Source organism: Burkholderia plantarii (genome assembly GCF_001411805.1).
Lineage (GTDB): Bacteria > Pseudomonadota > Gammaproteobacteria > Burkholderiales > Burkholderiaceae > Burkholderia > Burkholderia plantarii.
Genome location: NZ_CP007213.1, coordinates 692,802 through 719,269 on the forward strand (window position 1 = coordinate 692,802; position 26,468 = coordinate 719,269).

Annotated in this window: 21 protein-coding genes; 15 read left to right on the forward strand and 6 right to left on the reverse strand. The window is 68.1% G+C overall.

Annotation, left to right across the window (positions count from 1 at the left end):
- Positions 1-143 precede the first annotated feature (143 nt).
- Entirely contained in the window at positions 144-1,502 is a 1,359-nt protein-coding gene (locus tag bpln_RS20525; RefSeq protein WP_042629259.1) for an aminotransferase-like domain-containing protein, read from the forward strand.
- Positions 1,503-1,700: 198 nt separating this feature from the next.
- Here bpln_RS20525 and bpln_RS20530 read toward each other — a convergent pair whose 3' ends face one another.
- Both bpln_RS20530 and speB read right to left on the reverse strand, forming a co-directional pair.
- Positions 1,701-3,059, reverse strand: a complete 1,359-nt coding sequence (locus tag bpln_RS20530; RefSeq protein WP_042627197.1) for an MFS transporter — start codon at positions 3,057-3,059, stop codon at positions 1,701-1,703.
- 37 nt (positions 3,060-3,096) lie between these two features.
- Entirely contained in the window at positions 3,097-4,053 is a 957-nt protein-coding gene (gene speB, locus bpln_RS20535) for an agmatinase (protein ID WP_042627198.1), read from the reverse strand.
- 156 nt (positions 4,054-4,209) lie between these two features.
- On the opposite strand from speB, the gene bpln_RS20540 reads away from it, so the two are divergent.
- Positions 4,210-5,124 (forward strand): LysR family transcriptional regulator, encoded by a 915-nt coding sequence (locus tag bpln_RS20540; protein ID WP_042627199.1) that lies wholly within the window; start codon positions 4,210-4,212, stop codon positions 5,122-5,124.
- Between the two features lie 84 nt (positions 5,125-5,208).
- Here the strand turns inward: bpln_RS20540 and bpln_RS20545 are convergent, their stop codons facing one another.
- Positions 5,209-5,673 carry an Lrp/AsnC family transcriptional regulator gene (locus tag bpln_RS20545; protein ID WP_042627200.1) on the reverse strand — a complete coding sequence of 155 codons (465 nt, stop codon included), beginning with the start codon at positions 5,671-5,673 and terminating at the stop codon, positions 5,209-5,211.
- Between the two features lie 260 nt (positions 5,674-5,933).
- Here bpln_RS20545 and bpln_RS20550 point away from each other — a divergent pair, with 260 nt between their 5' ends.
- The 3 genes from bpln_RS20550 to bpln_RS20560 all read left to right on the forward strand — a co-directional run bounded on the left by bpln_RS20550 (position 5,934) and on the right by bpln_RS20560 (position 10,595).
- Positions 5,934-6,563: a LysE family translocator gene (locus bpln_RS20550; protein ID WP_055141152.1), complete on the forward strand. Its 630-nt coding sequence runs from the start codon at positions 5,934-5,936 to the stop codon at positions 6,561-6,563.
- Positions 6,564-7,095: 532 nt separating this feature from the next.
- On the forward strand, positions 7,096-8,679 hold the full coding sequence (locus bpln_RS20555; protein ID WP_055139838.1) for a S53 family peptidase: 1,584 nt from the start codon (positions 7,096-7,098) through the stop codon (positions 8,677-8,679).
- Positions 8,680-8,918: 239 nt separating this feature from the next.
- A complete protein-coding gene (locus bpln_RS20560; RefSeq protein WP_042627202.1) occupies positions 8,919-10,595 on the forward strand; it encodes a S10 family peptidase in 1,677 nt (558 codons plus the stop codon).
- A gap of 123 nt (positions 10,596-10,718) precedes the next feature.
- Here the strand turns inward: bpln_RS20560 and oxlT are convergent, their stop codons facing one another.
- The 3 genes from oxlT to bpln_RS20575 form a co-directional block, all read right to left on the reverse strand.
- Entirely contained in the window at positions 10,719-11,993 is a 1,275-nt protein-coding gene (oxlT, locus tag bpln_RS20565) for an oxalate/formate MFS antiporter (RefSeq protein WP_042627203.1), read from the reverse strand.
- Between the two features lie 97 nt (positions 11,994-12,090).
- Positions 12,091-13,704, reverse strand: a complete 1,614-nt coding sequence (locus tag bpln_RS20570) for a gamma-glutamyltransferase family protein (protein WP_244132142.1) — start codon at positions 13,702-13,704, stop codon at positions 12,091-12,093.
- A gap of 194 nt (positions 13,705-13,898) precedes the next feature.
- On the reverse strand, positions 13,899-14,645 hold the full coding sequence (locus bpln_RS20575; RefSeq protein ID WP_055139839.1) for a GntR family transcriptional regulator: 747 nt from the start codon (positions 14,643-14,645) through the stop codon (positions 13,899-13,901).
- Between the two features lie 555 nt (positions 14,646-15,200).
- On the opposite strand from bpln_RS20575, the gene bpln_RS20580 reads away from it, so the two are divergent.
- From bpln_RS20580 to bpln_RS20625, 10 genes are all read left to right on the forward strand, one after another.
- The gene (locus tag bpln_RS20580) at positions 15,201-15,752 is read left to right on the forward strand and encodes a sigma-70 family RNA polymerase sigma factor (protein ID WP_042629261.1); all 552 of its coding nucleotides are present in this window, start codon (positions 15,201-15,203) and stop codon (positions 15,750-15,752) included.
- Positions 15,734-16,708, forward strand: coding sequence for a FecR family protein (locus bpln_RS20585; RefSeq protein WP_042627206.1), 975 nt, complete (start codon positions 15,734-15,736; stop codon positions 16,706-16,708). The genes bpln_RS20580 and bpln_RS20585 overlap by 19 nt, the downstream gene beginning before the upstream one ends.
- A 130-nt stretch (positions 16,709-16,838) precedes the next feature.
- Positions 16,839-17,303 carry an Lrp/AsnC family transcriptional regulator gene (locus bpln_RS20590; protein WP_042627207.1) on the forward strand — a complete coding sequence of 155 codons (465 nt, stop codon included), beginning with the start codon at positions 16,839-16,841 and terminating at the stop codon, positions 17,301-17,303.
- A 303-nt stretch (positions 17,304-17,606) separates the two neighbouring features.
- On the forward strand, positions 17,607-19,997 hold the full coding sequence (locus bpln_RS20595) for a TonB-dependent siderophore receptor (RefSeq protein WP_226993790.1): 2,391 nt from the start codon (positions 17,607-17,609) through the stop codon (positions 19,995-19,997).
- Between the two features lie 31 nt (positions 19,998-20,028).
- Complete coding sequence (locus tag bpln_RS20600) at positions 20,029-20,790, forward strand: energy transducer TonB (RefSeq protein WP_244132141.1); 762 nt, start codon at positions 20,029-20,031, stop codon at positions 20,788-20,790.
- A 23-nt stretch (positions 20,791-20,813) separates the two neighbouring features.
- Entirely contained in the window at positions 20,814-21,548 is a 735-nt protein-coding gene (locus bpln_RS20605) for a MotA/TolQ/ExbB proton channel family protein (RefSeq protein ID WP_055139841.1), read from the forward strand.
- A gap of 13 nt (positions 21,549-21,561) precedes the next feature.
- Positions 21,562-21,984: an ExbD/TolR family protein gene (locus bpln_RS20610; protein WP_082465376.1), complete on the forward strand. Its 423-nt coding sequence runs from the start codon at positions 21,562-21,564 to the stop codon at positions 21,982-21,984.
- Positions 21,981-23,762: an ABC transporter ATP-binding protein/permease gene (locus bpln_RS20615; RefSeq protein ID WP_055139843.1), complete on the forward strand. Its 1,782-nt coding sequence runs from the start codon at positions 21,981-21,983 to the stop codon at positions 23,760-23,762. The genes bpln_RS20610 and bpln_RS20615 overlap by 4 nt, the downstream gene beginning before the upstream one ends.
- Positions 23,763-23,840: 78 nt before the next feature.
- On the forward strand, positions 23,841-25,064 hold the full coding sequence (locus bpln_RS20620; RefSeq protein ID WP_055139844.1) for a thioredoxin family protein: 1,224 nt from the start codon (positions 23,841-23,843) through the stop codon (positions 25,062-25,064).
- 45 nt (positions 25,065-25,109) lie between these two features.
- Positions 25,110-26,468, forward strand: coding sequence for a metallopeptidase TldD-related protein (locus bpln_RS20625; RefSeq protein ID WP_055139845.1), 1,359 nt, complete (start codon positions 25,110-25,112; stop codon positions 26,466-26,468).

Here is a 26,468-nt window from a genome sequence, read left to right on the forward strand (position 1 = left end):
ACCGGCGGGTTAAGCTACGGAGCAGCACAATCCGGGCAAACTGTACTGAATAGGGAGCCGTACAGATGGCGGTAAACGGTAGCGAGATTCCTGTCGGAGCCGCCGTGCCGGCGGAGGCCGACGGCACGCGCGTCGCGCGCGTGATGGCGGCGTTGCGCGCCCGGATCGCGGGCCGCACGCTCGGGCCGGGCGCGCGCGTGCCGTCGATCCGGGCCATGGCCGAGACCTGCGGCGTGTCGAAATCGACCGTGGTGGATGCCTACGACCGGCTCGTCGCCGACGGCACGCTGGCCGTGCGGCGCGGCTCGGGCTTCTTCGTGGCGGGCCACGCGCCGCCGTTCGCGCTCGCCGAGGTCGGCCCGCGCCTCGACCGCGAACTCGATCCGCTGTGGCTCACGCGCCAGTCGCTCGAAAGCGGCGGCGACGCGCTGAAGCCCGGTTGCGGCTGGCTGCCCGCGTCGTGGCTGCCCGACGACGGTCTGCGCCGGGCGCTGCGCGCGGTCGCGCGCGACGCGCAGGCCGAGCTGGCCGACTACGGCGCGCCGCGCGGCCTGCCGGCGCTGCGCCAGCAGCTGACCTGGCGGCTCGCGCAGCACGGCATCGACGCGCCGCCCGACCAGATCCTGCTGACCGACGGCGGCACGCACGCGCTCGACCTCGTCTGCCGACTGCTGCTGGAGCCCGGCGACACGGTAGTGGTCGACGATCCCTGCTACTTCAATTTCCAGGCGCTGCTGCGCGCGCATCGCGTGCAGCTGGTGGGCGTGCGCTATACGGCGAACGGGCCGGACCCGGCCGAATTCGCGCGCGTGCTGGCCGAACACCGGCCGCGCCTGTACGTGACGAACGCGGCGATCCACAACCCGACCGGCGCGGCGCTCGCGCCGGCCGTCGCGCACCGCGTGCTGACGCTGGCCGCCGAGCACGACGTGCTGATCGTGGAGGACGACATCTTCGCGGACTTCGAAACCGAACCGGCGCCGCGGCTCGCCGCGTTCGACGGCCTGCAGCGCGTGATCTCGATCGGCAGCTTCTCGAAGACGCTGTCGGCGGCGGTGCGGTGCGGCTACCTCGCGGCGCGGCGCGAGTGGATCGATCCGTTGATCGACCTGAAGCTCGCGACCACCTTCGGCAACGGCGGGCTGAACCCGGCGGTGGTCCACCGGCTGCTGGTGGACGGCAGCTACCGGCGCCATCTCGACGGCCTGCGCGCGCGGCTCGGCGATGCGATGGGCGAGACGCGGCGGCAGCTGGCGGCGGCCGGGCTCGCGGTGCGGATCCGGCCGCGCGCCGGGATGTTCCTGTGGGCCGAACTGCCGGCGGGACTCGACGCGGCCGTGGTGGCGCGCCATGCGTTGGACGACGGCGTGGTGCTCGCGCCCGGCAACGTGTTCAGCGTCTCGCGCACGGCCGCGCGTTACCTGCGCTTCAACGCCTCGCAGAGCAACCGGCCGGCCGTCTACGCGGCGCTGCGGCGCGCGATGGAGCGCGCCGCCGGCTGAGCACGGCGGCGGGCGCATCAGGCGCGAGCGGCGGGCTGTGAGTGTGATCCACGCCCGCACCAGCGAAACCACGCCGCAACCCACCACGAAAAACGCGGAATGCCGGCCATCGCCCGCATTCCGCGTTTTCCATGCGACTCGCCCGGCGGGTCGCGGCGCCTGCGGTGCCGCCACCACCGCGGGCGCGTGAAGGCGGCATCAGCCTCCCGTCGCGGCGGCCCGGGCGCCGCGCATCGCGCGCGCCTGATGCGGATCACGCGGCTCGCGCACGCCGCGATCGAGGCGGCCGGCGTCGCTGCGGCGCGCGATCCGCACCACGCAGATCGCCGATAGCACGGCCGCCGCCGCGTACTGCAGCGCGAGCGGCCACCAGTGCGGCGCGCTGCGCTGCGCGATCAGCGTCGCGACGAGCGGCGTGAGGCCGCCCGCCAGCGCGCCGCAGACCTGATACGAGATCGAGATCGCCGTGTAGCGGATCCGCGCCGCGAAGATGCCGCTGACGAAGCCGGCCACCACCGCGTAGTAACCCGACTCGGCGACGGTCGCGAGGCCCACGCCGAGCGTGATCGACAGCGGCGTGCCGGCATGCACGAGCGGCAGCATCACGAACGGCACGATCGCGGCCCAGGCGGCCGTGGCGAGCAGCACGCGCGTGGTGCCGAAGCGCTGCGCGATCCACGCCGCGCCGAGCTGCACCACGAACTGCAGCACCGCCACGATCGTCATGCAGTGCAGCACCATCGAGCGGTCGAGCGCGAGGAACTGCGTGGCGTAGCTGATCATGAAGATGTTGCTGAAGTAGACGCCGGCGATCCCGTAAACGTTCGCGCCGATCGCGAGCAGCAGCAGCGGCCACTGGCGCAGCGCCTCGCGCACCGGGTTGGCGGGCGTGTCGCCGCTCGCCTTCACCTCGGCGAACTCCGGCGATTCGGACACGCTCGCGCGGATCGCGAAGCCCACCACCAGCAGCACCGCGCTGGCGAGGAACGGCAGCCGCCAGCCCCAGCTCATCATGTCTTCCTTCGGCAGCGCGCTGATCGCGCCGAACGCGAGCATCGACAGGATCAGGCCGCTCGCGCTGCCCAGCTGCGCGAACGACGCGAAGAACGTGCGGCGCCCGGCCGGCGCGTGCTCGCCGGCCAGCAGCACGGCGCCGCCCCATTCGCCGCCCACCGCGATGCCCTGCAGCACGCGCATCAGCACCAGCAGCACGGGCGCCCAGGCGCCGGCCCGCGCGTAGGTGGGCAGCAGGCCGATCGCCACGGTCGCGCAGGCCATCAGCAGCAGCGTGGCGAGCAGCGAGCGCTTGCGGCCGTAGCGGTCGCCGAGATGGCCGAACAGCACGCCGCCGAGCGGCCGCGCGAGAAAGCCGACCGCGAACGACCCGAACGACGCGAGCAGGCTGACGAGGCGGTTTTCGCCGGGAAAGAACAGCGGACCGAACACGATCGCCGCGGCGGTCGCGTAGCTGTAGAAGTCGTACCACTCGATGGTGGTGCCGACGAACGACGCGAGCGCCGCCCGCCGGGGTTGCCTGACCGGCATCGTGCTGGACATCGGGATCTCCTCCTGGTTGTTCTGGTCCGGCGCGGCGTCAGTCGCGGTATCGCACGCCGGGCAGCGCGCACAGCAGCTCGTAGGCGAGGTTCGCGCCGAGCAGCGCGGTGGTGCCGAACGGATCGTAGGGCGGCGCGACTTCCACCAGGTCGGCGCCGACGATGTTCAGGCCATAGATGCCGCGCACGATCTCGAGCGCCTGCGGCACGGTCAGCCCGGCGATCTCGGGCGTGCCGGTGCCGGGCGCGTAGGCCGGATCGATGCCGTCGATGTCGAAGCTGACGTAGACGGGCGTGTCGCCGATCTGCTCGCGCACCTCGCGCATCAGCGGCGCGAGCGACTGGTTCCAGCACGCCTCGGCCTGCACCACGCGAAAGCCCTGCTGGCGGCACCAGTCGAAATCCTCGGCCGCGTAGCCGGTGCCGCGCAGGCCGATCTGCACGACGCGGTCGGTCACGAGCAGGCCTTCCTCCACCGCGCGGCGGAACGGCGTGCCGTGCGCGATCTTCTCGCCCATCATCGTGTCGTTGACGTCGGCGTGCGCATCGACGTGGATCAATGCGACCTTGCCATGCTTGCGGTGGATCGCGCGCAGGATCGGCAGCGCGATGGTGTGGTCGCCGCCGAGCGTGATCGGCTTGCAGCCGTGCGCGAGGATCGCGTCGTAGGCCGCCTCGATGCGCGCGATCGAATCGTGCAGGTTGTACGGATTGATCGCGACGTCGCCGACGTCGGCGATGCGCAGCGAATCGAACGGCGCGGCGCGCGTGGCCATGTTGTAGGGGCGCAGCAGCACCGATTCGGCGCGGATCTGGCGCGGGCCGAAGCGCGCGCCGGTGCGGTTCGAGGTGCCGAGGTCGAACGGCACGCCGACGAAGCAGGCGTCGAGGCCGGCCGCGTCCGGCACGTGGGGCAGGCGCATCATCGTGGCGATGCCGCCGCTGCGCGGCATTTCGTTGCCGCCGAGCGGCTGGAAGTAGCGGGGATCGTTCATGGAGGCGTCTCGATGATTCTCTTTCGTGGGGAACGGTTGCCGTATCATTCGACGCGGCGGGACGCACAGTTGTACGCGTTTTGCCGGACTGGAAAAATGCCAAGGTTTCGACGTCAACATCGATCGAAATCGATGTAATCAACGGGAGTGCAATCAGTGCTGGGGAATCTGTCGACGCTGGATCTGCGCCTGATCCGCGTGTTTCTGGCGGTGGCCGACGCGGGCGGCGTGACGGCCGCGCAGGCGGTGCTCAACGTCGGGCAGTCCACCATCAGCGCGCAGCTGTCGTCGCTGGAGACGCGGCTCGGCTACCGGCTCTGCGAGCGGGGTCGCAGCGGCTTTCGCCTCACGCCGAAGGGCGAGCGCTTCCAGGCCATGAGCCGCAAGCTGCTGGTGGCGCTCGACGAGTTCGGCAGCGCCGCGCGCCACATGGACCGGCAACTGGTGGGCACGCTCAACATCGGCCTGATCGGGCACACGCCGATCAGCCAGAACGCGCGCATCGCCGAGGCGATCGCCGCGTTCCGCACGCGCGACGAGGCGGTGAAGTTCTCGATCTCGGTGCGCCCGCCCGGCGACCTCGAGGAAAAGCTGCTCGGCGACGAGATCCAGATCGCGGTCGGCTATTTCTGGCATCGCGTGCCGGTGCTCGACTACACGCCGCTGTTCGTCGAGCGGCAGGTGGCCTACTGTGGGCGCGGGCATCCGCTGTTCGAGCGGGCGGGCGGCCTGTCTGCCGCCGACGCGGCCGGCCACGAATGGGCCTGGCGCACCTATCCGCTGCCCGAGGCGCAGCTGTCCACCTCGCCCGACCGCGTGACGGGCACCGCCGACAACATGGAGGCCGTCGCGCTCTTGATCCTGTCGGGCCACCACCTCGGCTACCTGCCCGAGCATTTCGCGGCGCCCTACGTCGCGCAGGGGCTGCTCGCGCCGCTGAATCCCGAGCTGCTGAATTACGACGTGACGTTCCACATGGTCGTGTCGCGCCGCGCGAAGAAGGATCCGATCGTGGCCGCGTTCCTCGAGGATCTCGCCGGCGCGCATCTGCGCGTGCCGGCCGCGCGCTGAGTCTTCATCGCGCGCGAGGGGCGCGCGGGTGCGCGCCGTGCTTCACCTGCTCCCGTTTTGCATGCTTCGATGCCGGGCGTCCCGTCACGGCATCGGCAGGCCCGCGTCGGCCTTCACCTCGCGCAGCGACAGCACCGACTCCACCGACGTCACGCCGGGCAGCACGCGCAGCGTGTCGCGCATGAAGCTGCCGTAGTCGTCGAGATCGCGCGCGATCACCTGCAGCAGATAGTCGGCCGAGCCCGACACGTTGTGGCACGACAGCACGCGCGGCATCGCCAGCACCTCGCGCTCGACGCGGTCGGCGAGCGTGCGGTCGTGAACGGCGATGCGCAGCAGCACGAACGCCACCACGCCGTAGCCGAGCCGTTTGCGCGACAGCTGTCCGCGGTAGCGCTCGATGTAGCCTTCGCTTTCCAGCCGCTTGAGGCGCCGCGCGCACGGCGTTTCGCTAAGGCCGACCGATTCGGCGAGCCGCGCGATCGGGATGCGCCCGTCGCGCTGCACGGCAGCCAGGATCGCGCGGTCGGTTTTGTCGAGGTCGAGCATGATTGGCGGATTCCAGTTTTTCGTTACGAAAATATAGAGGATTCCAGCTCAGTCCGTGTGATCCGGATGGGTAGATAGCTCAGAAGCGCTCCGGCAACTTCGGCAATATGGAACCAGTCGCGTGCCTTGGCGCGATCCGGTTCCCGCACCGCCGCCGGGTGCGTTTTCAGTCGGTTTTCAATCGGTTTTCAGCGACGTTGCCACTCGTTTCGAACCTGTTCGCCGCGTCCGTCCTCATCTTCGTTCCGTCCGCCCACGCCATGATCTCGTCCCATCTGCTCGCCCTCTACATCGCGGCGCTCGCCGCCGTCTATGCGCTGCCCGGCCCCGACATGGCGCTGCTGCTGCAGACCAGCATCGCCCGCGGCGTGCGCCCCGGCTTCGCGGCGGCCGGAGGCCTCGCGCTCGCGCGGGCCGTTCACGTCACGCTGTCGGCTTGCGGCGTCGCGGCGCTGCTGCGCAACGCGCCGTGGCTCTACGACGTGGTGCGCTACGGCGGCGCGGCCTATCTCGCCTACGTGGCCTGGCAGGTATTCCGCTCGCCGCCGTTCGCGGTCGCGGGCGACGCGCTGGCCGCGCGCGCCGGCGTGCCGCTGCGCCGGAACTTCGCCAAGGGCCTGCTCACCAGCCTGCTGAACCCGAAGGCGCTGCTGTTCTGCTCGGTGCTGCTGCCGCAGTTCGTCCGGCCGGCCGAGGGCGCGGTGGGCTGGCAGGTGACCGAACTCGGCGTGGTGCTGCTGGTGGCTGGCGCGCTGTTCGATTCCGCCTACGTGATCGGCGCGTCGCGGATCTCGGGCTGGATGCGCGCGCATCCGCTCGCGCAGACGCTGCAGCGCTGGACCTTCGCCGCCGCGCTGTTCGCGTTCGCCTGCCGGCTGTCGATCGACTGACGCCGCGCGTCGGCTCGCGCATCGGGGCGGCGCTCGACGCGAGTGCCCGCTTGCCGATTTCCGAATCCCGCTTGCGCCCGCCCGCCGGCCGTTCATCGCTCGCCGGCGCCGGCGAGCGAGCGGGCGCGAGCGCGGCCGACCCAAATCGGTGCAAAAAATATTTTGCGCGTGCGCCGCGCAACGAATCGATCGCAGCGCGTCGTTTTCCCGCCTGTTTTCCACCTGACGCACCGCGTCCCGGCCGTCGCATCCGGCTTGCCGCCGTGCCCGCCTGCGCCGGTTTTTCCGGCCGCCGACATCGCAGCCAGCCCGCCGCAACGGTTTGTTGCACATGTTGCGTTCCGCAAGCCGAGCCGGCCGCGAACTCGCGCGCGCGATCGCCGCTGCTGTTTTACACTCGTCTGGCCGTTTACTTCAGATCGATCGATCCGGCGCCTTTGAGAGCGGCGCCGGCGGCCCGCCACCGAGGCATCCGGCGGGCCGGATCGGATTTTCCGTAGTCCGTACATGCGGTAACTTGGAGGGTCATAACATGGCAAGGCATCTTCACGCTGGCAGCGAGCCGAAGGTCGTCACCGAATCCCGATGCGTCGGCGCGTGCGATCCCGCCGAGCGGATTCACGTGACGGTGATGCTGCGACGCGAAGGAGAACAGGCGCTCGATGCGCTCGTCGACCGGCTCGCGAGCGGCGACCCGGCGGCGAAGCCGGTGTCGCGCGAGGATTTCGCCCAGCGCTTCGGCTCGCGCGAGGACGACGTCAAGCACACCGAGGCGTTCGCGCGCGAGCATCACCTGACGGTCGAGCGCGTCGATCCGGTGGAGAGCGTGGTCGTGCTGGCCGGCACCATCGAGCAGTTCGAGAGCGCGTTCGGCGTCAAGCTGCAGCAATACGAGCACCATGCGGTCGGCACGTTTCGCGCGCGCACCGGCGCGATCGCGCTGCCCGACGAACTGCACGACGCCGTCACCGCGGTGCTTGGTCTCGACACGCGCCCGCAGGCGCATCCGCATTTCCGCTTCCGCCCGCCGTTCCAGCCCGCGCGCGGCACCACCGGCATCACCTACACGCCGGTGCAGCTCGCCTCGGTCTACAACTTCCCGGCCGGCGACGGCGCGGGCCAGTGCATCGCGCTGATCGAACTGGGCGGCGGCTATCGCAAGGCCGACATCAACGGCTACTTCGACCAGCTGGGCCTGCCGCATCCGACGCTCGTCGACATCGGCGTGGCGGGCGGCAGCAACGCGCCGACCGACGATCCGAACGGCCCGGACGGCGAGGTCGCGCTCGACATCGAGGTGGCCGGCGCGATCGTGCCCGGCGCCACCATCGCCGTCTATTTCGCGTCGAACAGCGATTCGGGCTTCATCCAGGCCGTGAACCAGGCGATCCACGACACGAAGAACCATCCGTCGGTGGTGTCGATCAGCTGGGGCGGCCCCGAGGCCGGCTGGACCCAGCAGTCGATCCAGGCCTTCAACAACGTGCTGAAATCGGCCGCCGCGCTCGGCGTGACGATCTGCGCGGCCTCCGGCGACAGCGGTTCCAGCGACGGCCTGCAGGACGGCGCGAACCACGTCGATTTCCCGGCGTCGAGCCCCTACGTGCTCGCCTGCGGCGGCACCACGCTCGACGCGCAGGCCGGGCAGGGCATCCGCAGCGAGGTGGTGTGGAACGACGAGGCGGCCAGCGGCGGGGCGGGCGGCGGCGGCGTGAGCGCCGTGTTCGACGCGCCGTCGTACCAGAAGGGCCTGTCGGCGAAGCTGACGGGCGGCGGCAGCACGCCGCTCACGAAGCGCGGCGTGCCCGACGTGGCCGGCGACGCCTCGCCGACCACCGGCTACCAGATCTCGGTGGCCGGCACCACGGCCGTATTGGGCGGCACCAGCGCCGTGGCGCCGCTGTGGGCCGCGCTGATCGCGCGCATCAACGCGGCGGCGGGCAGCCCGGTCGGCTGGGCCAATCCGAAGCTGTACGCGCAGCCGCAGGCGTTCCACGACATCACGCGCGGCAACAATGGCGCCTACGCGGCGGCGGCTGGCTGGGACGCCTGCACGGGCCTCGGCAGCCCCGACGGCATGAAGATCGAAGCCGCGCTGCAAGGCGGGGCGCAGTAAGCGTCCGGTGCCCGGTCCGCAACGTGCCGTGCCGCATGCCGGCGCGGGCGGCGCCGGGTGTCCGGCGAACGGACGCGGGCCGGCGGCGCCGGGCGAGGCCGGCGATTTCGGGCCGGTCCGCGGTGGTTAATCGTGGTGGGTAGTGATTCGATTCGCGGTAGCGCGGATGCGATGAGCGGTTCGCGGTGGTTCGCGGTGGTTCGTTCAGGCAGATCAGACAAAATCACAGGAGCGGCACGATGAGCAACGATTCGGGTTCCTCAGCAAGCGGCGGGACGTTCCCGCTGCACCATGGCGCGCACAATTCGCACGGCGTGCCGCCGACCGTCAATCCGGTGGCGCTCGCGCACGGCCGCGACGCGCCGTTCTTCGACCCGGTGGCCTACGGCAACGGCCCCGACGATTCGGTCAGCGACACGACGGAAAGCGCCGCCGTCACGCATCACACCACCACCATCGACGGCAAGCGGATCGCCTACACGGCCACCGCCGGCCATCTCGTGACGGTGGACGCGAGCAGCTCGCAGCCGAACGCGAAGCTGTTCTACGTGGCGTTCACGCAGGACGGGCAGAAGGAGGAGGCACGCCCCGTCACGTTCTTCTACAACGGCGGGCCGGGCTCGTCGTCGGTGTTCGTGCTGCTCGGCTCGTTCGCGCCGCGCCGGATCCGCACCTCGATGCCGAGCTTCACGCCGCCCGCGCCGTACCAGATGGAGGACAACCCGGACAGCCTGCTCGACAAGAGCGACCTGGTGTTCGTGAATCCGGTGGGCACCGGCTACTCGGCCGCGGTGGCGCCGTTCAAGAACCGCAACTTCTGGGGCGTGGACGAGGATGCCGACTCGCTCAAGCAGTTCATCAAGCGCTACCTGACGAAGAACAACCGCTGGAATTCGCCGAAATACCTGTACGGCGAGTCCTACGGCACGGCGCGCAGCTGCGTGCTGGCCTACAAGCTGCACGAGGACGGCGTGGACCTGAACGGCATCACGCTGCAGTCGTCGATCCTCGACTACCGGCAGGCCGGCAACCCGGTGGGCGCGCTGCCGACCGCGGCCGCCGACGCCTGGTACCACAAGCGGCTCGGCGTGACGCCGACGCCGACCGATCTCGGCGCGTTCTCTGAGGAAGTCGCGCAGTTCGCGCGCACCGACTATCTCGACGCGCTGCGCAAGTTCCCGCAGACCGATGCGGCGGTGGTGCAGAAGCTGTCCGACTACACCGGCATCGACACCACCACGCTGCTGTCGTGGAGCCTCGACGTGGCCAGCTACGACGCGCGCGGCAACTCGGTGTTCCTGACCACGCTGCTGCGCGCGCAAGGGCTCTCGCTCGGCTCGTATGACGGCCGCGTCACGGCGATCTCGAGCGGCATCGCCGGCAACATCGATCCGAACTCGGGCGGCAACGATCCAACCATGACGGCCGTGACGGGCGTCTACACGGCGATGTGGAATTCGTATCTGAACGAGCAGCTGAAATACACCTCGAACTCGGCGTTCACCGACCTGAACGACCAGGCGTTCGCGAACTGGGACTTCAAGCACACCGACCCGACCGGCAAGGAGGTCGGGCTCGATTCGAAGGGCAACGTGATCCTCTACACGGCCGGCGACCTGGCCGCCGTGATGGCGCTCAATCCGGACCTGAAGGTGCTGTCGGCCAACGGCTTCTACGACTTCGTCACGCCGTTCTACCAGACCGTGCTCGACCTGCAGCAGATGCCGCTGGAGGACGAGAGCGTGCGCAAGAACCTGTCGGCGCGCTTCTATCCGTCGGGGCACATGGTCTATCTCGACGGCGGCTCGCGCACCGCGCTCAAGCACGACGTCGCGGCGCTCTACGAGCGGACCGTGGCCGATACCGGCGCGGTGATGCGGATTCGCGCGCTGCAGGCGAAGAAGCGGGGCGGTTGAACGAGAAAGCCGGGAAGCCCGGCCTCGTGCATCTTTGGAGCGGCACCCCGAACGTTGGACGTCGATCCGGCGTTCGGGGTGTTTTTCATGGCGAGGCACGCTCGCGCGTGGCCTTCGCCGGACTCAGGGCCGTGTGCCCGCCGCGAGAAAGCGGGCTCGCGTTGGCTTGAGAACGAACATCGCCAGCAGCGCGGTGGTGAGATCGAGCACGATGGCGCACGTGAAGACCGGGATCCAGCTGCCCGTGTGCTGATGCAGGAGCGCCGCGAGCGGGCCGCCGAACACCGAGCCGATGCCGAACGACAGGTACAGCCAGCCGTAATTCGCGGTGGCATAACGCGTGCCGAAGGTGTCGGTGAGCGTCGAGGGAAACAGCGAGAAGATTTCGCCCCACCCCAGGAACACCACGCCCGACAGCAGCACGAACAGCACGACGTTGTCGCGCGTGAGCAGCCACAGCAGCATCGCCACGCCTTCCAGCGCGAAGGCGAAGGTCATCGTTTTCTCGCGGCCGAAGTGGTCGGATACCCAGCCGAACAGCGGCCGCGTGAGGCCATTCGTGAAGCGGTCGATGGTCAGCGCGAGCGGCAGCGCCGCGAGCCCGAACACGAGTACCTTGCCCACGCCGAAATCGGCCGCGAAGCTCGCCATCTGCGAGGTGACCATCAGGCCCGAGGTCGCCATCATCGTCATCATCGCGAACATGAGCCAGAACAGCGGCGTGCGCAGCATCTGCGCCGGGCGCCAGTCCGGCACCGACGACGCGCGGCCGGCGGCGTCGGCGCGTGCCGGGTTGGCGGCGGGCACGCGCAGGCCTTGCGAAGCGGCGAAGCCGACCACGGCGAAAATGAGGCCGAACAGGCCGAGCGTGCCGTCGATGCCGCGCGCCGCGAGCGCCGAAGAAATGGGAAACGTCGTCACGATCGCGCCCATGCCGTAGCCGGCCGCCGCCACGCCCGCCGCGAAACCGCGGCGATCGGGAAACCAGCGCACCATCAGCCCCACCACGCCCACATAGACGATGCCCGTGCCGAGGCCGCCCACCCCGCCGTAGGTGAGGTAGAGCATCAGCGCGCTGTTCGCGTGCGCGGCGAGTATCCAGCTCAGGCCCGAGAGCAGCGTGCCGATCGAGATCAGCACGCGGGGGCCGAAGCGATCGATCAGCGCGCCCTGGAACGGCGAGCAGAACGCCTGCAACAGCACCAGGATCGAGAACGTCACCTGCAGCTCGGGAAGCGCCACGCCCAGCTTCGCCATCAAGGGCTTGGTCATCAGCGTCCAGACATATTGCGGACTCGAGATCGACATCATGCAGACCAGGCCGAGAATCAGCTGCGTCCAGCGGCGCCGCATCGCGACGCCCATCGGCAGCGCCGACGGGGTGTTCAAGGTATTCATCTACTGTTCTCCGGGATGAAAGGCACCCGCCGCGCGCGAGCCGGCGGGCAATGCGGGTGTCGCGGGCAATTCGATCAATGCGGACAAGGCGGGAAAGTCACCAGCTCGCCACCGAGCCGTCGCTGCGCGGGTCGCTGCCGCCTTCGAAGGTGCCGTTCGCGTGATGCACGATCGCGCCGGCGTGGCCCATCGCTTCGTCGTAGGCGCCGAGCATGTCGACCTCGTGGCCGAGCGCGCGCAGCGCGTCGACCGTGCCGGCGGGAAAGCGTGCTTCCAGCTTGAGCGTGTCGTTGGTCGTCCCCCAGGTGCGGCCGAGCAGCCAGCGCGGCGCGGCGATGGCGTCTTGCGGGTTCCAGCCGAACTGCGCGATACGCGAGAACACCGCGCTTTGCGACTGCGGCTGGCCATCGCCACCCATGTTTCCGTACACGAGCGTGCGACCGTCGTTGAAGCGGGCGAGGGCGGGATTCAGCGTGTGGAACGGGCGGCGCAGCGGCATCAGGGGATTGCGCGAGCGCGGATCGAGCGAAAAGCTGCAGCCGCGGTTTTGCCAGTTGATGCCCGACTGCTCCAGCACCACGCCGCTGCCGAACTCGTGATAGATGCTCTGGATGAAGCTCACCGCCAGGCCGTCGCGATCGATCGCGCCCATCCAGACCGTATCCGCCGGACCGAGGCCGTTGCCCCAGGGCGCGGCCCGCGACCGCTCCACCTTCGCCGCGAGCGCGTCGAGCGCGGCCGGCTCGAGGAAGCTCCGGGCATCGACGTCCATGTAGTCGGGGTCGGTGATGTGCCGGTCGCGCACCGCGAAGGCGAGCTTGGTCGCCTCCACGCAGGCGTGGACGAAATCGGCGCCGACCGGGTCCATGCCGGGCTCGAGCAGCCGGTCCAGCACGCCGAGGATCATCAGCGAGACCAGCCCCTGCGTCGGCGGCGGCATGTTGTAGACGGTGCCGAACGAATGCGCGAGCGCGAGCGGCGTGCGCATGCGGGCCTGGTGGCGTGCCAGGTCGCTGGCCGTGACCAGGCTGCCGAGCGCCCGCAGATCGGCGGCGATGCTGTTGGCGAGGTCGCCTTCGTAGAAGTCGCGCAGGCCCGCGCCGGCGAGCTGTTCGAACGTCGCGGCCAGCTTCGGCTGCCTGAACAGCGCGCCGGTTTGCGGCGCCTCGCCCGTTTCGGCGTCGAGAAAGGTGCGCGCGAAACCGGGGATCGCGGCCAGCTCGCCGCGTTTCTGCGCGGTGCAGCGGGCCTGGCTGCGCGTCACGGGGATGCCGTGGCGCGCGTAGTGAATCGCGTCTTCGAGCAGGCGCGACAGCGGCAGGCGGCCACCTCGCTCCCGTGACCATCGATGCGCGCACTCCCAGCCCGAGACGGTGCCCGCGACCGTGTTGGCGGCGAGCGGCCCGCGAAACGGAATCGAGGCGAGACCGCGCTCGCGATAGGCATCGATCGACGCGGCGCCGGCGGACGCGCCGCATGCCTCGATGCCGACCGGCTCACGACCGGGTGCCGAGATCAGCCAGAAGCCGTCGCCGCCGATGCTGTTCATGTGGGGATACACGACCGCGATGGTCGCGGCGGCGGCAATCATGGCCTCGACGGCGTTGCCGCCCTCGCGCATCACGGCCATGGCGCTCTGGGAGGCAAGCGCGTGGGGCGCGACGGCCATGCCGCGCGTGCCTCGTACTGGGTTCAGATGGGTGGTCGACATCACGCTCCGGGCTACGCTCAAATTGCTTGTGTACGTACTTGTCGACAAAAGCAATAGATGTGCCAGTTTGGATGAAAATGGCGTGATGCCGGGCGGGATCCTTTACGGCGCGGGGGTTTGCGGGGGAGGCGGGGTGCCGAGGAAAAACGGTGGGCGCGGGGAAGCCTGGCGGCTGGCGACGTTGCCGTGGTGCATTACATCGCTGACTTGGTGCGAACGCTGTGCAGTCGGTGCAGGGTGAGTTTGCGCACTTCGGCGCGGCTTCCCTGGATGTGCGCTTCCATGCTGGCCAGCGCCACGGGCAGGTCGGCGGCGCGAATCGCGTCGAGAATCGCGCCGTGCTCGGCGTAGGTTTCATCGAGGCAATCGCCATGCACGAGATCGAGCCAGCGCACGACGCGGATGCGCGCCGTGACGCGTTCGAGCGCGGCGGACAGTTCGTCGTTGCCGGTCGCCGCGACGAGCGTGTAATGAAACGCCTCGTCCAGCTCCGCCACCTTGCGGCCGTCGCGTTCGCGCGCGGCGGGGGCGACTTTCCAGATCGCGTCCAGTTCATCGATCGCGCGGCGCGCCATGTCATCGGACGGTGCGGTGCAGAGCTTGCGGATCGCAAACGTCTCGATCAGTTCGCGCATTTCGTAGAGATCGTCGAAGCGCTTGAAGTCGATCGGCACGACTTCCCAGCCGCCGCGGACGTAGCCTTGCATCAGGCTGTCGCTTTGCAGGCGTTGCAAGGCCTCGCGCGCGGGGGTGCGTGATACGCCGAAGCGCTTCGCGATGGTGCCTTCGGTGAGCCGTTCTCCCGGCAGCAGGCGCAGTTCGAAGATGTCGTCGCGCAGCTGCTGGTAGACGGCTTCGGCGCGCGAGACGCCGCGGGCGCCGGGAGCCGGGGAGGGCGATGGATCGCGGGAGGCGAAGAGGGCGGCGTGGAGATCATTCATGAGCGGTGAGGATACAAGATTCGTGGGGGCCAAAGAAAATATGTGGGGCTGGAGGGGCGCGAGGCGGGCGGGGAGCGGGCCCAGGTGCGCTGGCCCGCTTGTCGTCGGCGTGTTCGTCGTCGGACTCGTCGCGGTCGAGATCGGCGTGGCGTCGGCCCGACGCGAGCATGCGAGTACGCGAGGGCGGCGGTGGATTTCGAAGAGGCGCTGTCGTACCGGAACGATTCGCGCCATTGAGCGTAAGGAAATCCCCCAGGCGCGCCGGCCGCGACGCGGCACTCGAGGCGCGATCGAACCGCGGAGCGGGAAATTGCGCGAGGCCCACGGCTGGCCGCCGGCCCGTACGGACATCGAAACGTCTTACGGTTGCCGCGGCAGCGGGGCGCCTGCCGAACGACCGACGGCTTCGGGTTTTGGATGGGTATCGCGCCGTTACCCGACGATTTTGAAATGGCATACTAAGACATCGACCCAGCGGGGCATGACGTTGCATTCGGGCGGAATCGGCATCTTGCAGCGCACGCCCGTCGCGTCATCGCCTTTGGGAAATGTCAGATGAGTACCGGCCCGACTGTACAGCCGATCGATACGATGGAAAGGCGCGACGACGACCCGGCCCGTTTGCGCTCGGCCTGGCTCGCCAACGAGTTCCGGGTCAGCTATGGATGGCTGAAGGCGAAACTGCAGCGGCGGGTCGGATCGCCGGCGGATGCCGAGGATCTGGCCGCGTCGTCGTTCGAGGCGCTCGCCGGCGTCGACGATCCGCCGGCCATTCGCGAGCCGCGAGCATGGCTGACCGTCATCGCCCAGCGTCTGACCTTCGAGATGTGGCGCCGCCGGGATCTGGAGCGCGCCTATCAGAATGCACTCCTCAACGTCGAGGCGCCGCTCGCCCCGTCCGCCGAATCGGTCGTCGAGATTTCCCAGGCCCTGTTCCTGATGGATCAGGCGCTCGACGGCTTGCCGCCGAAAGTGAAAAGTGCTTTCATCTACAGCCAGATCGACGGCCTCACCTATGCGGAGATCGCCGATCGACTCGGCGTCTCGAGCAGCATGGTCCGCAAATATATCGCCCAGGCACTTGCCCAATGCTTTCTGAACCCGTGAAGGCCTCACGCGGCGCCGGCGCGCTCGACTCCGTCATGCGCGAAGCCGTCCAGTGGGAGGTCCGGCTGCGTGCCGGGGATGCCGCGCGCGAGGAGCGCGATCGGTTCGAGGCGTGGCGCCGCGCCGATCCCGCTCACGAACAGGCGTGGACGCGGCTGCAGGGCGGCCTGGCGCGGTTTTCTCCATTGCACGGCACGTCCGGCACGGCGGTGCGAAGCGCGCTGAACGAACCCTCCCATGCGAGACGCCGCCTGCTGAAAGCGGGCGGCGCGGCAGGCGCGCTGGCCCTGGCCGCGATCGGCACGCGAGAGCTGGTGCAACGCTACTCCCTGGATGCCGATTACCACAACGCGGGCCTCGCGCCCCAGGTCGTCGCGCTGAAAGACGGCTCGCCGCTGCTGCTCGGGGCGTCGGCACGCGTGTATTCGACGGACGACGGGGCGGCCCGCGACGTCTACCTTGCATCCGGTCAGATCCTGACGAGCCTGGCCGTGACAAGCCGCTCCCCGGTGGTCGTGCGCACGCGCGACGGCAGCGCGATGACGACCGGCGCGCGCCTGAGCGTCGACGCGCTCCGATACCACACCGTGGTCGCGGTACAAGGCGGGGACGCCACCCTTGCGACGCCGCACGGCGGCAGTCTGCGCGTCGGCAACGGTTCGGCCTGGTCGATCTCGCCGCAGCGCATCGCGCGCATGCCCGAGACGGCCGAGGACATCTTCGCGTGGAAGCGCGGCATGCTGGTGGTCCTCGACCGTCCCGTGCCCGACATCCTCGAGACGTTGGGCCGCTACTACGGCGGCTACATCCGGTTTCCCCAGGAAGCGCTCTCGCGCCGGGTCAGCGGCGTGTTCGCGCTCAATGACGCCGAGGCGGCGCTGCGCCAGCTCGCCAGCGGCCTGGGGCTGTCCTTCGTGACTTACGGCAAGGTCCTGGCCGTCGCCGCCGAGGCCTGACACGGCGCTGCGCCGATTCGTGCCGCAAAAAAATATTTTCGTTTCCCGGTGTCACTTTTTCCCCGTCGTTGCACAAGGTGAATGAAGGCGTCCATGTCCGTGACGCCTACTTTGTCCCGACGGGGGAACCGTGATCGACCATATCGATAAAGCCATCCTGACCGTTCTGCAAGACGACTGCACGCTTCCCGTGGCGGAGCTTGCCGATCGCGTGCATCTGTCGACCACGCCATGCTGGCGCCGCATACAGAAGCTCGAGCAGGACGGCGTCATCGCCCGCCGCGTGGCCTTGCTGGACGCCGAAAAACTCAACGTCGGCGTGACCGTGTTCGTCGAGATTCGCACCGCCCAGCACACGGCCGCGTGGCTCAAGCGCTTTTGCGAGGCGGTGGCCGACATTCCGGAAGTGGTCGAGGTGTACCGCATGAGCGGCCATGTCGACTATCTCCTCAAGGTGGTCGTGCCGCACATCGCCGCCTATGACGGCGTCTACAAGAGCTTGATCAGCGAGCTGGAAATCTTCGACGTGAGTTCCAGTTTTTCGATGGAAACCATCAAGTCCACCACGAGCCTGCCGCTCGCCTACGTTGCCTGACTTCGTGGTCTGAGGACTTGGCGTGCCGAACGGAATTTTCAGGGACGTCGCGTTCGGCGGGAATGAAATTCCAGAAACGGCACGAAAGACGAATTCTTTAAAAAAAGCATTCCGGACAGGATCGCTAGACTTTTTCGTGTGGGCAAGGCACCGGCAAGTTACTCGAGTCAGTGGCTGCGAGCGAGGCCCGCAGCGGAAAGCCGGGAGGGTTTCCGCCACGGTCGCATCGGTGGCAGACGATGCCGGACCGGTTCGCTCGGGTAGGTGAAGTCAGGCGTCGTGCCAAAAACAACCGACATGTGGATGGGGTGTATCGTGGGCATCAAGTTCGACAACAAGGGTATGGTCCGCAATCTCGCGGCAACGGCAATCGCCGTGGCACAGGCGTTCGCGGCGTCCGCCGCCAGTGCGCAGCCGGCGGAGCAACACACCTACCACATACCGAGCGGCCCGCTGGACCGGACCCTGGTGGAGATCGCCAAGACCGCGCAGCTGCCGTTGAACTACGACGCGGCGCTGGTGCGCTCGCTCGAGTCGGCGCCGGTGGACGGCCAATACTCGGCCATGGACGCAATCCGCGCGGCCTTGCGGGGCACCGGCCTCGACGTGGTGCCGACGGCCAACGGCGGCTACACGCTGACCCGCGCCAAGGCCGATGCGAAGCGGGCGGCACCGCAGCCGGCCGCCGCCGGCCCGGCAGGCAGCCAGGCCGACACCACCTTGCCGCTCATCAGCGTGGCGGCCAGCCGCGATTCCGGCGGCACCGGCTTCGTCGCGGAATCGTCGTCCACCTATGCGCGCTCGGACGTGCCGCTGAGCGAGACGCCGAAATCGGTCAGCGTCATCAATGCCGCGGTGATCCAGAGCCAGGCCGACCAGTCGCTCTCCGACGTGCTGAGGAATGCTTCCGGCGTCGTCACGCGCCCGGGGCCGCTCGGCGTGCCGCAGTACACGATTCGCGGGTTCACGGCACAGAACCTGACTTCGGACGGGCTCGCCACGGTCGGGTCCGCACCCAACGTCACGCCGACCATCGCCATCTCGAGCGTGGAAGTGATCAAGGGGCCGTCGGCGATCGTGAACGGCAACAGTCCGCCGGGGGGCGTCATCAATCTCGTCAAGAAGGCGCCGCAGGCCGATCCCTTCCACGAAATCCAGGTGGGCTACGGCTCCTACGGCGACGAGCAGATCGCGCTCGACAGCACGGGCGCGATCACCGACGACAAGAAGCTCCGCTATCGCTTCATCGTCTCGGGCGAGCGGGTCGGTCAGAATTCGATGGGATACGACGGCGAGAGAAACTTCTACTTTGCCCCGACCCTGCAATGGAAGGATTCGACCACCGATTTGACGGTGGGCTATGAGCGCACGGTCAATCGCGAACCGGTTCCCCCATTCACGATCGGCTATGCCGCGGGCGATATCTACCGGAACTATATCGACAAGCCGCTCGGTCAGGCGTCCGACCATTTCGGCGCGCAAACCGACAATATCTTCTTCCATCTCGAGCAGAAACTGTCGAAGTCGTTCACCCTCGTGAGCAAGGTTTCCTACTCGCGGACCCAGCAAACGCAGCAGGCCTGGGCAACGGCCACGCCGCTCTCGGCGACCAATGGCGCGGCGTTCTTCAACTTCGATTCGATCTCGGACTATTACAGCTGGAGCTTGCAGAACTACGTGCGGGCCAAGTTCGACATCGGTGCGGTGAAGAACACGGTGATCGCGGGTTGGGACCTTCTCCACTACAACCAGTATCAGGTCGACACCACAACATCGGCATTCGTTTCGGTACCGAACATTTTCGCGCCGTATTCGCTGCCTTCATCCGATACCGGAAACCTGGCGCCGACATCCGCCTCCAGCTTTACGCAAACCGGTTTGTATCTTCAAGATCAGTTTTCCTACCGGAATTTCCACGCACTTGCATCGGTGCGCCGGGATAGCTACACGACGATCACGACGGGCGCTGGAGGTGTTTCACCCGGAAACCATCAGGACGCTTATAGCCCGAGCCTCGGCCTGCTCTACGAACTGACCTCCGAGGTCGCGGCCTACGCCAGCTACAACCGCGGCTTCCAGCCGGGCACGGCGCCTCAATTTGGTGGCGGTTTGCTTCCCCCGCAGACCAGCCAGCAGGTCGAGGTGGGCATGAAGTTCAATCTGCTCGACGACAAGCTGGCCATCACGACCTCGGCCTACCGCACCTCGTTCAGCAACTACAACGTCGCCGACCCGATCCATCGCGGTTTCTATCTGCCCGCCGGCGGCGCCGTCAGCCGCGGATTCGAAGCGGAGATCAGCGGCCAGCCGCTGCCCGGCGTCAACCTGGTGGGCAGCTACACCTACAACGACTTCGTGCAGCCCTCGGGCGCCAAGCTGGCGGTCAACCTGCCCAAGAACAGCGCCAGCCTGTGGGCCACCTACAACTTCCGCTCCGAGAAGCTCCAGGGCTTCGGTGTCGGCGCGGGGCTGTTCTTCGCGAGCGGGCAGTACGTTGGCACGGGCTCGGCGTACCGCATCCCCAGCCAGGTGGAGACGGACCTCGGCGTGTTCTATCGGAAGAAAGGCTACGGCCTGAATCTTTCGGTCAAGAACGTATTCAATCGCAAGCTCTACTACAGCAGCACGACGTCTACCCTGATCCCGATGGGACCGGCGCGGACCGTCATGCTCACCGGTACCTATGATTTCTGACACCCTCGAGACCCGGCCCTGGCGCGGCGGCATGTCCGGCTCCGAGCACCTGGCGAATTCGCGGTTGCGCTACAGGCGCGTGGCGGTCGCGCTTGCCGTGCTGCTGGTGCATGGACTGGGCCTGTACCTGATCGTTCATCACAGCGTGCGGCTGATCAGGCTGGAGGCCGACCGGGCCTCCGGCGCCTCGGTTCAGGTCAGGCTGGTTGCCGCGCCGACACCGCAGCCCGTGGTGAAGCCCGAGCCCAGGCCGGAGCGGCCGCCGGAACCCAAGCCCAGGCCGATCGAGAAGCCGGTGGTTCGGAAGACGGCACCCTTGCTGTCCTCGGAGGCGCCGGCTGAGCGCACCGTCGCGCCCGCCAAGACCGAGCCGGTCGAGCCGGCGCCACCGCCGCCGGTGCCGACGCCCAGCGCGGCACCGGCCCCCGCGCCGACGCCGCCCGCACCAGCACCCGCACCCGCACCCGCACCCGCACCCGGGCCCAAGCTGCTCGACACCCCGAAGCAGATCAGCGGCGCGGAGCTCAAGCAGCTCGGCTGCCGGATCCCGAGCCCGGACTATCCCCCGAAGGCCCGGCGGCTCGAGCAGGAGGGCACGGTGGTGGTGCGGCTGACCATCGGCGCGGACGGCGCGGTCAAGACGGCGCGAGTCGCACGAAGCAGCGGCTATCCGCTGCTGGACGCGGCGGCGCTGACGTCGATCGAGGCCGGGCGTTGCCAGCCCTATACGACCGCAGGCATCCCCCGTGCCGTCGAGGCCGAGCAGCCGATCGCCTTCAACCTGAATGACTGACCTGGAATCAACGGAGCAAAAAAATGGAACAGTACGGCATCGCCAACGTCTGGCAACAGGGCGACTTCATCACCCGGTTCATCTTTGTCTTTCTTCTCGGCATGTCGGTCGTGTCCTGGTTCGTCATCGTGACCAAGGGACTGGCGAACCGGCGCCTCGAGACCATGGGCAAGCGTGCGCAGACGCGCTTCTGGTCCACTCCGTCCTTCGACGAGGGCATCAAGGCCCTGGGTGACGGCGCCGACAATCCCTATCGCGCCATGGCGCTGGCGGGCCGCGAGGCGAACGAGCAGCAGGCGGGCGGCGGCGCATCGCTGCAAGGCAGCCTGAGCGCCAGCGAGTGGGTGGCCCGCGGCCTGCGCAACGCCTTCGACGACGAGGTCGCCCGCCTGCAGAACGGCCTGGCCGTGCTCGGCTCGATCGGCAGCACCGCACCCTTCGTCGGTCTGTTCGGTACCGTGTGGGGCATCTATCACGCGCTGATGGCGATCGGCGCGTCGGGCCAGGCCAGCCTCGATCACGTCGCCGGCCCGGTGGGCGAGTCGCTGATCATGACGGCGATCGGCCTGTTCGTGGCGATCCCCGCCGTGCTCGGATTCAACTACGTCAATCGCGGCAACAAGCGTGTCAGCCATCGCCTGAACCGGTTCGTGCATGAACTGCACGTGTACTTCATCACGGGCGCCAAGGCTCACGGCGAGGTTCGCCAGGCGCCCGCGGCGCCGGTGGCGAGCAAGCGCGTCGGCGCCGCCGCCTGATCGGGAGCCCATCGTGTCGATTCTCATGGATGGCAACAACGACGAAGGCGTGATGAACGACATCAACATGACGCCGCTGATCGACGTCATGTTGGTATTGCTGATCATTTTCATCGTGACACTGCCCGTCATCAACAAGGCGGTGAAGGTCGATCTGCCGAAGGCGGCGGCCCAGCCCGCCGAATCGAAAACCCAGGACATCGACCTGTCTATCACGGCCGACAAGACGGTGCTGTGGAACAAGGACGTGGTCGACGACGCGGCGCTGAGGCTGCGTGTCGCCGCGGCCGCGAAACAGGGCGATCCGCCGGCCGTCAACATCAACGCCGATCAGCACGTCGAGTACGGCAAGGTCGCCGCGATCCTCGCGGCGCTGCAGGGCGGAGGGCTGAACAAGATCAATTTCGTCATGCAGCCGGACAAGGGAACGCAATGATCAGGAATCGGGCATTCCCGACCGACCGCGCCGAGGATCGGGAGGCCAGGCGTCACTTTCCCACCGTCTGGAAGCTGATCAAGCCGTACTGGACCACCAGGGACGGCATGCTGTCGGCGTTGATGCTCGCCTACGTACTCGGTGCGGGCTGGAGCCACACCTATATCGCCATCTGGCTCAATCGATGGATGCGCACGTTCTACGACGCCGTGGGAACCGGCAGGTTTCAGGCGCTGCCGTCGATGCTGTTGCAATTCCTGCTGGTGTCGATGGCCGCCGCCGCGCTGACGGTGTCCACGGTGGTGGTGCAATCGATCGTCGAGATTCGCTGGCGGCGATGGCTGACGACCTGGCTGGCCGAGCAATGGCTGGCCCGCCATACCTACTATCGCATCGAGCGCGACCGCTCGCTCGAGAACATCGATCAGCGTATCGCGGAGGACGCGAGGCAGTTCGTCAAGGACACCTTGCAGCTGTCGATGAATGCGCTCCAGGTACCCGTGAGCATCGTGAGCTTCAGCGTGATCCTGTGGTCGATCGGGCATTCGCTGGATCTGAATCTCGGCGGCCATCGCTACAGCATCCATGGCTATCTGGTCTACGCCGTCTTCATCTACCAGGGGCTGTTTTTCTGGGCCACCCATCTGCTGGGGCGGCGCCTGATCACCCTCAACGCCAAGCAGAACCGCGTGGAAGGCGATTTTCGCGTGCTGATGGTGCGGGTGCGCGAGTTCGCCGAGCAGATCGCCTTCTTCAATGGAAGCGGCGCGGAACGCACGCGATTGAACGGGTCCTTCCGCCAGGTCGTGTCGAACCTCTATGCGCTGCTTTGGGTCAACACGCGGGTCTCGTTTTTTACCAATATCGTCGGGCAATTCAGCTCGGTGGTGCCGGTGGTGCCTACCTTGCTGGTTCTGCCGCAACTGATGACGGGCGGGATGACGTTGGGCGGGCTGATGCAATCGAACGCGGCGTTCAGTTCCGTGTCGAATTCGCTGTCGTTCTTTCCCCAGGCCTATCTGGGATTCACCGCCTGGCGCGCCGAGGCGAACCGGCTTCGCGAATTTCTCCATGTGCATGCGCACGAGCCGCAGGCAGGCGTCACGCTGGCCGCCGCGGAGCAAGGCGCCGTGGCCGCGAGGGGCGTGGTGCTGCGCGACGCGGGCGGCATGGAGCTTGCCCGCGTGCCCGACTTCTCGCTCGCGCCGGGTTCGCGCTGCCTCATCCGCGGGCGATCGGGGAGCGGAAAGAGCACGCTGCTCAGGGCCCTTGCCGGCCTCTGGCCATACGGAGAGGGCGCGATCACCCGCTGCGCCGGGAGCGCCATGTTCGTGCCGCAGCGCAGCTATCTCCCCGCCGGCACGTTGAAGGCGGTGATCGCCTACCCCGGCGAAGCGTCGGCATACACCGACAGTGAGTGCGCGGACGTGTTGCGGGCCTGCGGCCTGGGCGCCTACGTCGAATCGATGCTCGATGCCGATCGCTGGAGCGACCGGCTGTCCGGGGGGGAGCAGCAGCGCGTGGCGTTCGCGCGCGTGCTGCTGGCCCGCCCGTCGACGATCTTCCTCGACGAATGCACGTCGGCCCTCGATCCGCACAGCGAGCGCCATCTCTACCAGTTGCTGATCGACCGCCTGCCTCAGGCCACGGTCCTCAGCGTCGCGCATCGCAACGAACTGCTGGTCTTTCATCAGCAGGTCATCGATTTTTCGCCGGAGCCGCCATCCGCGGAGCCGGGAGGTCCGGCCAAGCCGACGCCGTCCGCCTGTCCGGCATGACGCCGTGGTGGCGTCGCGACGATGTCCGGCGCGTCGGGGCGGCAAGGACGGGATTGATCTTATGAACAGGAATCTGAAATGAGCGATTTGAAAAGTGTGACCGAAGCGAGCTTCGAGGCCGATGTGACGCTGAACGGCCGTCCGGTGCTGATCGACTTCTGGGCTGAATGGTGCAGACCGTGCAAGGCGCTGGCGCCGACGCTCGAGAAAGTGGCGCAGAATTTCGAAGGGAAGGTCGACGTCGTCAAGATCAACGTCGACGAACATCCCGCCTTCCGTGAGCGCTTCGGCGTGCGTGGCATTCCCGCCCTGGTGCTCATGAACGGTAGCCAGGAGCTGGGCCGTATCGTGGGCCCCCGGTCTGCCACGCAACTGGCCAGTTATCTCGATGCGCATCTGGGAATCGCCACGCAACTGGCGAAGCCCGATGCCACGCTCTCCGCGTTCGGCGGTGATGCGCGGATGAAGGCGGAGCGGATCGCACGTTTGCGTGATCATCTGGCACGCATGCAAGCCACGCCGGAGGCCCCCATGTGGCCGGAAAAGATCAATGGTGCGCTCGCCTTTGTCGTCGGCTCGTCCGATCCGGATGAATGCGCGTTCGTGCTGGGCATGCCGACCGACGTGCTGGAGGCCGTGGCGATACTCTCGACCTACCGGGGCACCCATTTGAATGCCGCGATGTTCGTCGCCGACTGGCTGGAGAGCGTACCGGTGGGCGCTAACCTCTCGGCGTTGCCGGGCCGGCTGCTGAATGCCATTCTGACCAGTCCGATCGTCTCGGACACGTTGGGCGGGGACGCGGCGTTGCTGGCGATTCGGGACGAACTGGCCGCGCTGCATGCCGCGGAGGCGGACGGCGCCCGCGAGGCGGACGCGAGGTGGGCGGCCGTGGCGCAAGCGGCCGCCGAGGCGGCCGCCCAGCCCGCCGAGGGTAACCGGGCAAGGGCCGCCGCCGTGCTGCTCGCCGCGGCGTCTTCGTTGCCCCGGAATCCGGACATGCTGAAGGAGTTCGTCGGCGCCGTTTGCCAATTCGTTCAGGCGTGCCTGAAGGCCAAGTGCCACTGGGGTGCCGAGGACGAATCCCGCCTGTTCAAGTTGATGGACGGCATCTTCAAGCATGCGCTCGACACCGGCGCCGAGCCGCCGAGAGGCCCCGCCATGATGAAACACGTCGCCGAGATCGATGCCCGGCTGGTGGAGCGGTTCCTGTCCCATAACGAAGAAGGCCAGCGCGCTTCGCACGAGCGGGGCGGCGCGATCGGCGACATGCTGATTGCGCTCACCCGGCAGTTCGTCTGAGGCATCCCGATACACGATGCCTTATGGCGAAGGAGGAGCAGGCTGATGCAATCGAGCCGCATGCAGTGGCAGGAGGTGGCCGCGGAACTGGAGGGTTTGACCGAGGGCGTGATCGAGCTCGCGCGGCGGGCCGGCGCACAGGGCACCCGGGTCGAGATCGAGGCCGCCGAGTCGAGCGCCGTGACCGTGACGAACGGGGTGCGCACGGAACGCAGCTTTTGCGGCACGCGGGAGATGACGGTCACGATCCTTCGTGACGGAAAACGCGCGTTTGCCAAATCGTCGGACCTGTCGGACGACGGACTGAAGAAAGCCGTTCTCGCGGCAATCGACGGGACCGCCGCAACCGAGGCCGACCCCGCGGCCGGCCTGGCCGATCCGGCGCAACTGGCCACGGACTTTCCGGACCTGGATCTGTATCACCCGCTGGACTGGTCGCTCGACGACCTCGGCAACCACGCGCAACGTGCCGAGGACGCGGCGCGCGCGCACGATCCGTCGATCAGCACGTCGAAGGGCGTGACGGTACACACGGCGTCGGGCACCTCGCTGCTCGCGACCTCCGCGGGATTCCTCGCGGCAGCACCCTGGTCCGTCCATTCGATCGGCTGCGCCCCGGTCGCGTTCCGGGCCGGCGAACGGCAGATCGGCTTCTGGAGCGATGCGAGCCGTGCATTCGACGATCTCGCGCCGCCGGAGGCAGTCGGCGTGGCGGCCGCCAGGCGCGCGGTGGCGGGGCTTGGCGCCACGCAAATTCCGACGCAGCAATGTCCGGTGCTTTTCGAGCCGTCGGCGGCCCTCGGGCTGCTCTCGGATCTGGTGTCCGCGGTCTCGGGCGATGCGCTCTACCGCAGCGGCTCGTTCCTGAGGGGCTGCCTCGACGCCCCCCTGTTTCCCTCCCACGTGCGGCTTCGCGAGGATCCGTTCGCGAAGCGCGGCATGGCCAGCCGCTGCTTCGACAGCGACGGCATCGCGGGGCAGCGCCGGAGCGTGGTGGAGGACGGCTGCCTGCGTGGCTATTTCCTCGGACTTTACGCGGCGCGCCGCTTGAACCTCGCTCCCACCGGCAACGGCTACGGGCCGAACAACCTCGAGATCAGCAGCACGCGTACACGGGCGGAGGACGACTTCGCCGCGATGCTCGGCATGCTGCATCGCGGGCTGCTGGTCACGGAGATGGTCGGTGGCGGAGTGAACGCGTTGACGGGAGATGTTTCGCGGGGCGCCAAGGGGTTCTGGGTGGAGAACGGCGAGATCCGGTTTCCGGTGAGCGGCATCACGATCGCATCCAATCTCGGGCGGATGTTCGGCGGGCTGCAGGCGATCGGCGGCGATGCGCTCACCCGGGGATGGGCGACGTCGGGATCGTGGCTGATCGATGCAATGAAGGTCGGGGGAGCGTGA

Excerpts from the sequence above, each read along its gene's own strand:
- bpln_RS20530 (WP_042627197.1), bottom strand. The coding sequence starts at position 3,059 with ATGTCCAGCACGATGCCGGTCAGGCAACCCCGGCGGGCGGCGCTCGCG.
- bpln_RS20560 (WP_042627202.1), top strand. The coding sequence starts at position 8,919 with ATGAGCAACGATTCGGGTTCCTCAGCAAGCGGCGGGACGTTCCCGCTG.
- bpln_RS20605 (WP_055139841.1), top strand. The coding sequence starts at position 20,814 with ATGGAACAGTACGGCATCGCCAACGTCTGGCAACAGGGCGACTTCATC.
- bpln_RS20580 (WP_042629261.1), top strand. The coding sequence starts at position 15,201 with ATGAGTACCGGCCCGACTGTACAGCCGATCGATACGATGGAAAGGCGC.
- bpln_RS20625 (WP_055139845.1), top strand. The coding sequence starts at position 25,110 with ATGCAATCGAGCCGCATGCAGTGGCAGGAGGTGGCCGCGGAACTGGAG.
- bpln_RS20570 (WP_244132142.1), bottom strand. The coding sequence starts at position 13,704 with ATGTCGACCACCCATCTGAACCCAGTACGAGGCACGCGCGGCATGGCC.
- bpln_RS20545 (WP_042627200.1), bottom strand. The coding sequence starts at position 5,673 with ATGCTCGACCTCGACAAAACCGACCGCGCGATCCTGGCTGCCGTGCAG.
- speB (WP_042627198.1), bottom strand. The coding sequence starts at position 4,053 with ATGAACGATCCCCGCTACTTCCAGCCGCTCGGCGGCAACGAAATGCCG.
- bpln_RS20550 (WP_055141152.1), top strand. The coding sequence starts at position 5,934 with ATGATCTCGTCCCATCTGCTCGCCCTCTACATCGCGGCGCTCGCCGCC.
- bpln_RS20620 (WP_055139844.1), top strand. The coding sequence starts at position 23,841 with ATGAGCGATTTGAAAAGTGTGACCGAAGCGAGCTTCGAGGCCGATGTG.
- oxlT (WP_042627203.1), bottom strand. The coding sequence starts at position 11,993 with ATGAATACCTTGAACACCCCGTCGGCGCTGCCGATGGGCGTCGCGATG.
- bpln_RS20615 (WP_055139843.1), top strand. The coding sequence starts at position 21,981 with ATGATCAGGAATCGGGCATTCCCGACCGACCGCGCCGAGGATCGGGAG.
- bpln_RS20585 (WP_042627206.1), top strand. The coding sequence starts at position 15,734 with ATGCTTTCTGAACCCGTGAAGGCCTCACGCGGCGCCGGCGCGCTCGAC.
- bpln_RS20525 (WP_042629259.1), top strand. The coding sequence starts at position 144 with ATGGCGGCGTTGCGCGCCCGGATCGCGGGCCGCACGCTCGGGCCGGGC.
- bpln_RS20555 (WP_055139838.1), top strand. The coding sequence starts at position 7,096 with ATGGCAAGGCATCTTCACGCTGGCAGCGAGCCGAAGGTCGTCACCGAA.
- bpln_RS20575 (WP_055139839.1), bottom strand. The coding sequence starts at position 14,645 with ATGAATGATCTCCACGCCGCCCTCTTCGCCTCCCGCGATCCATCGCCC.
- bpln_RS20595 (WP_226993790.1), top strand. The coding sequence starts at position 17,607 with ATGGGGTGTATCGTGGGCATCAAGTTCGACAACAAGGGTATGGTCCGC.
- bpln_RS20600 (WP_244132141.1), top strand. The coding sequence starts at position 20,029 with ATGTCCGGCTCCGAGCACCTGGCGAATTCGCGGTTGCGCTACAGGCGC.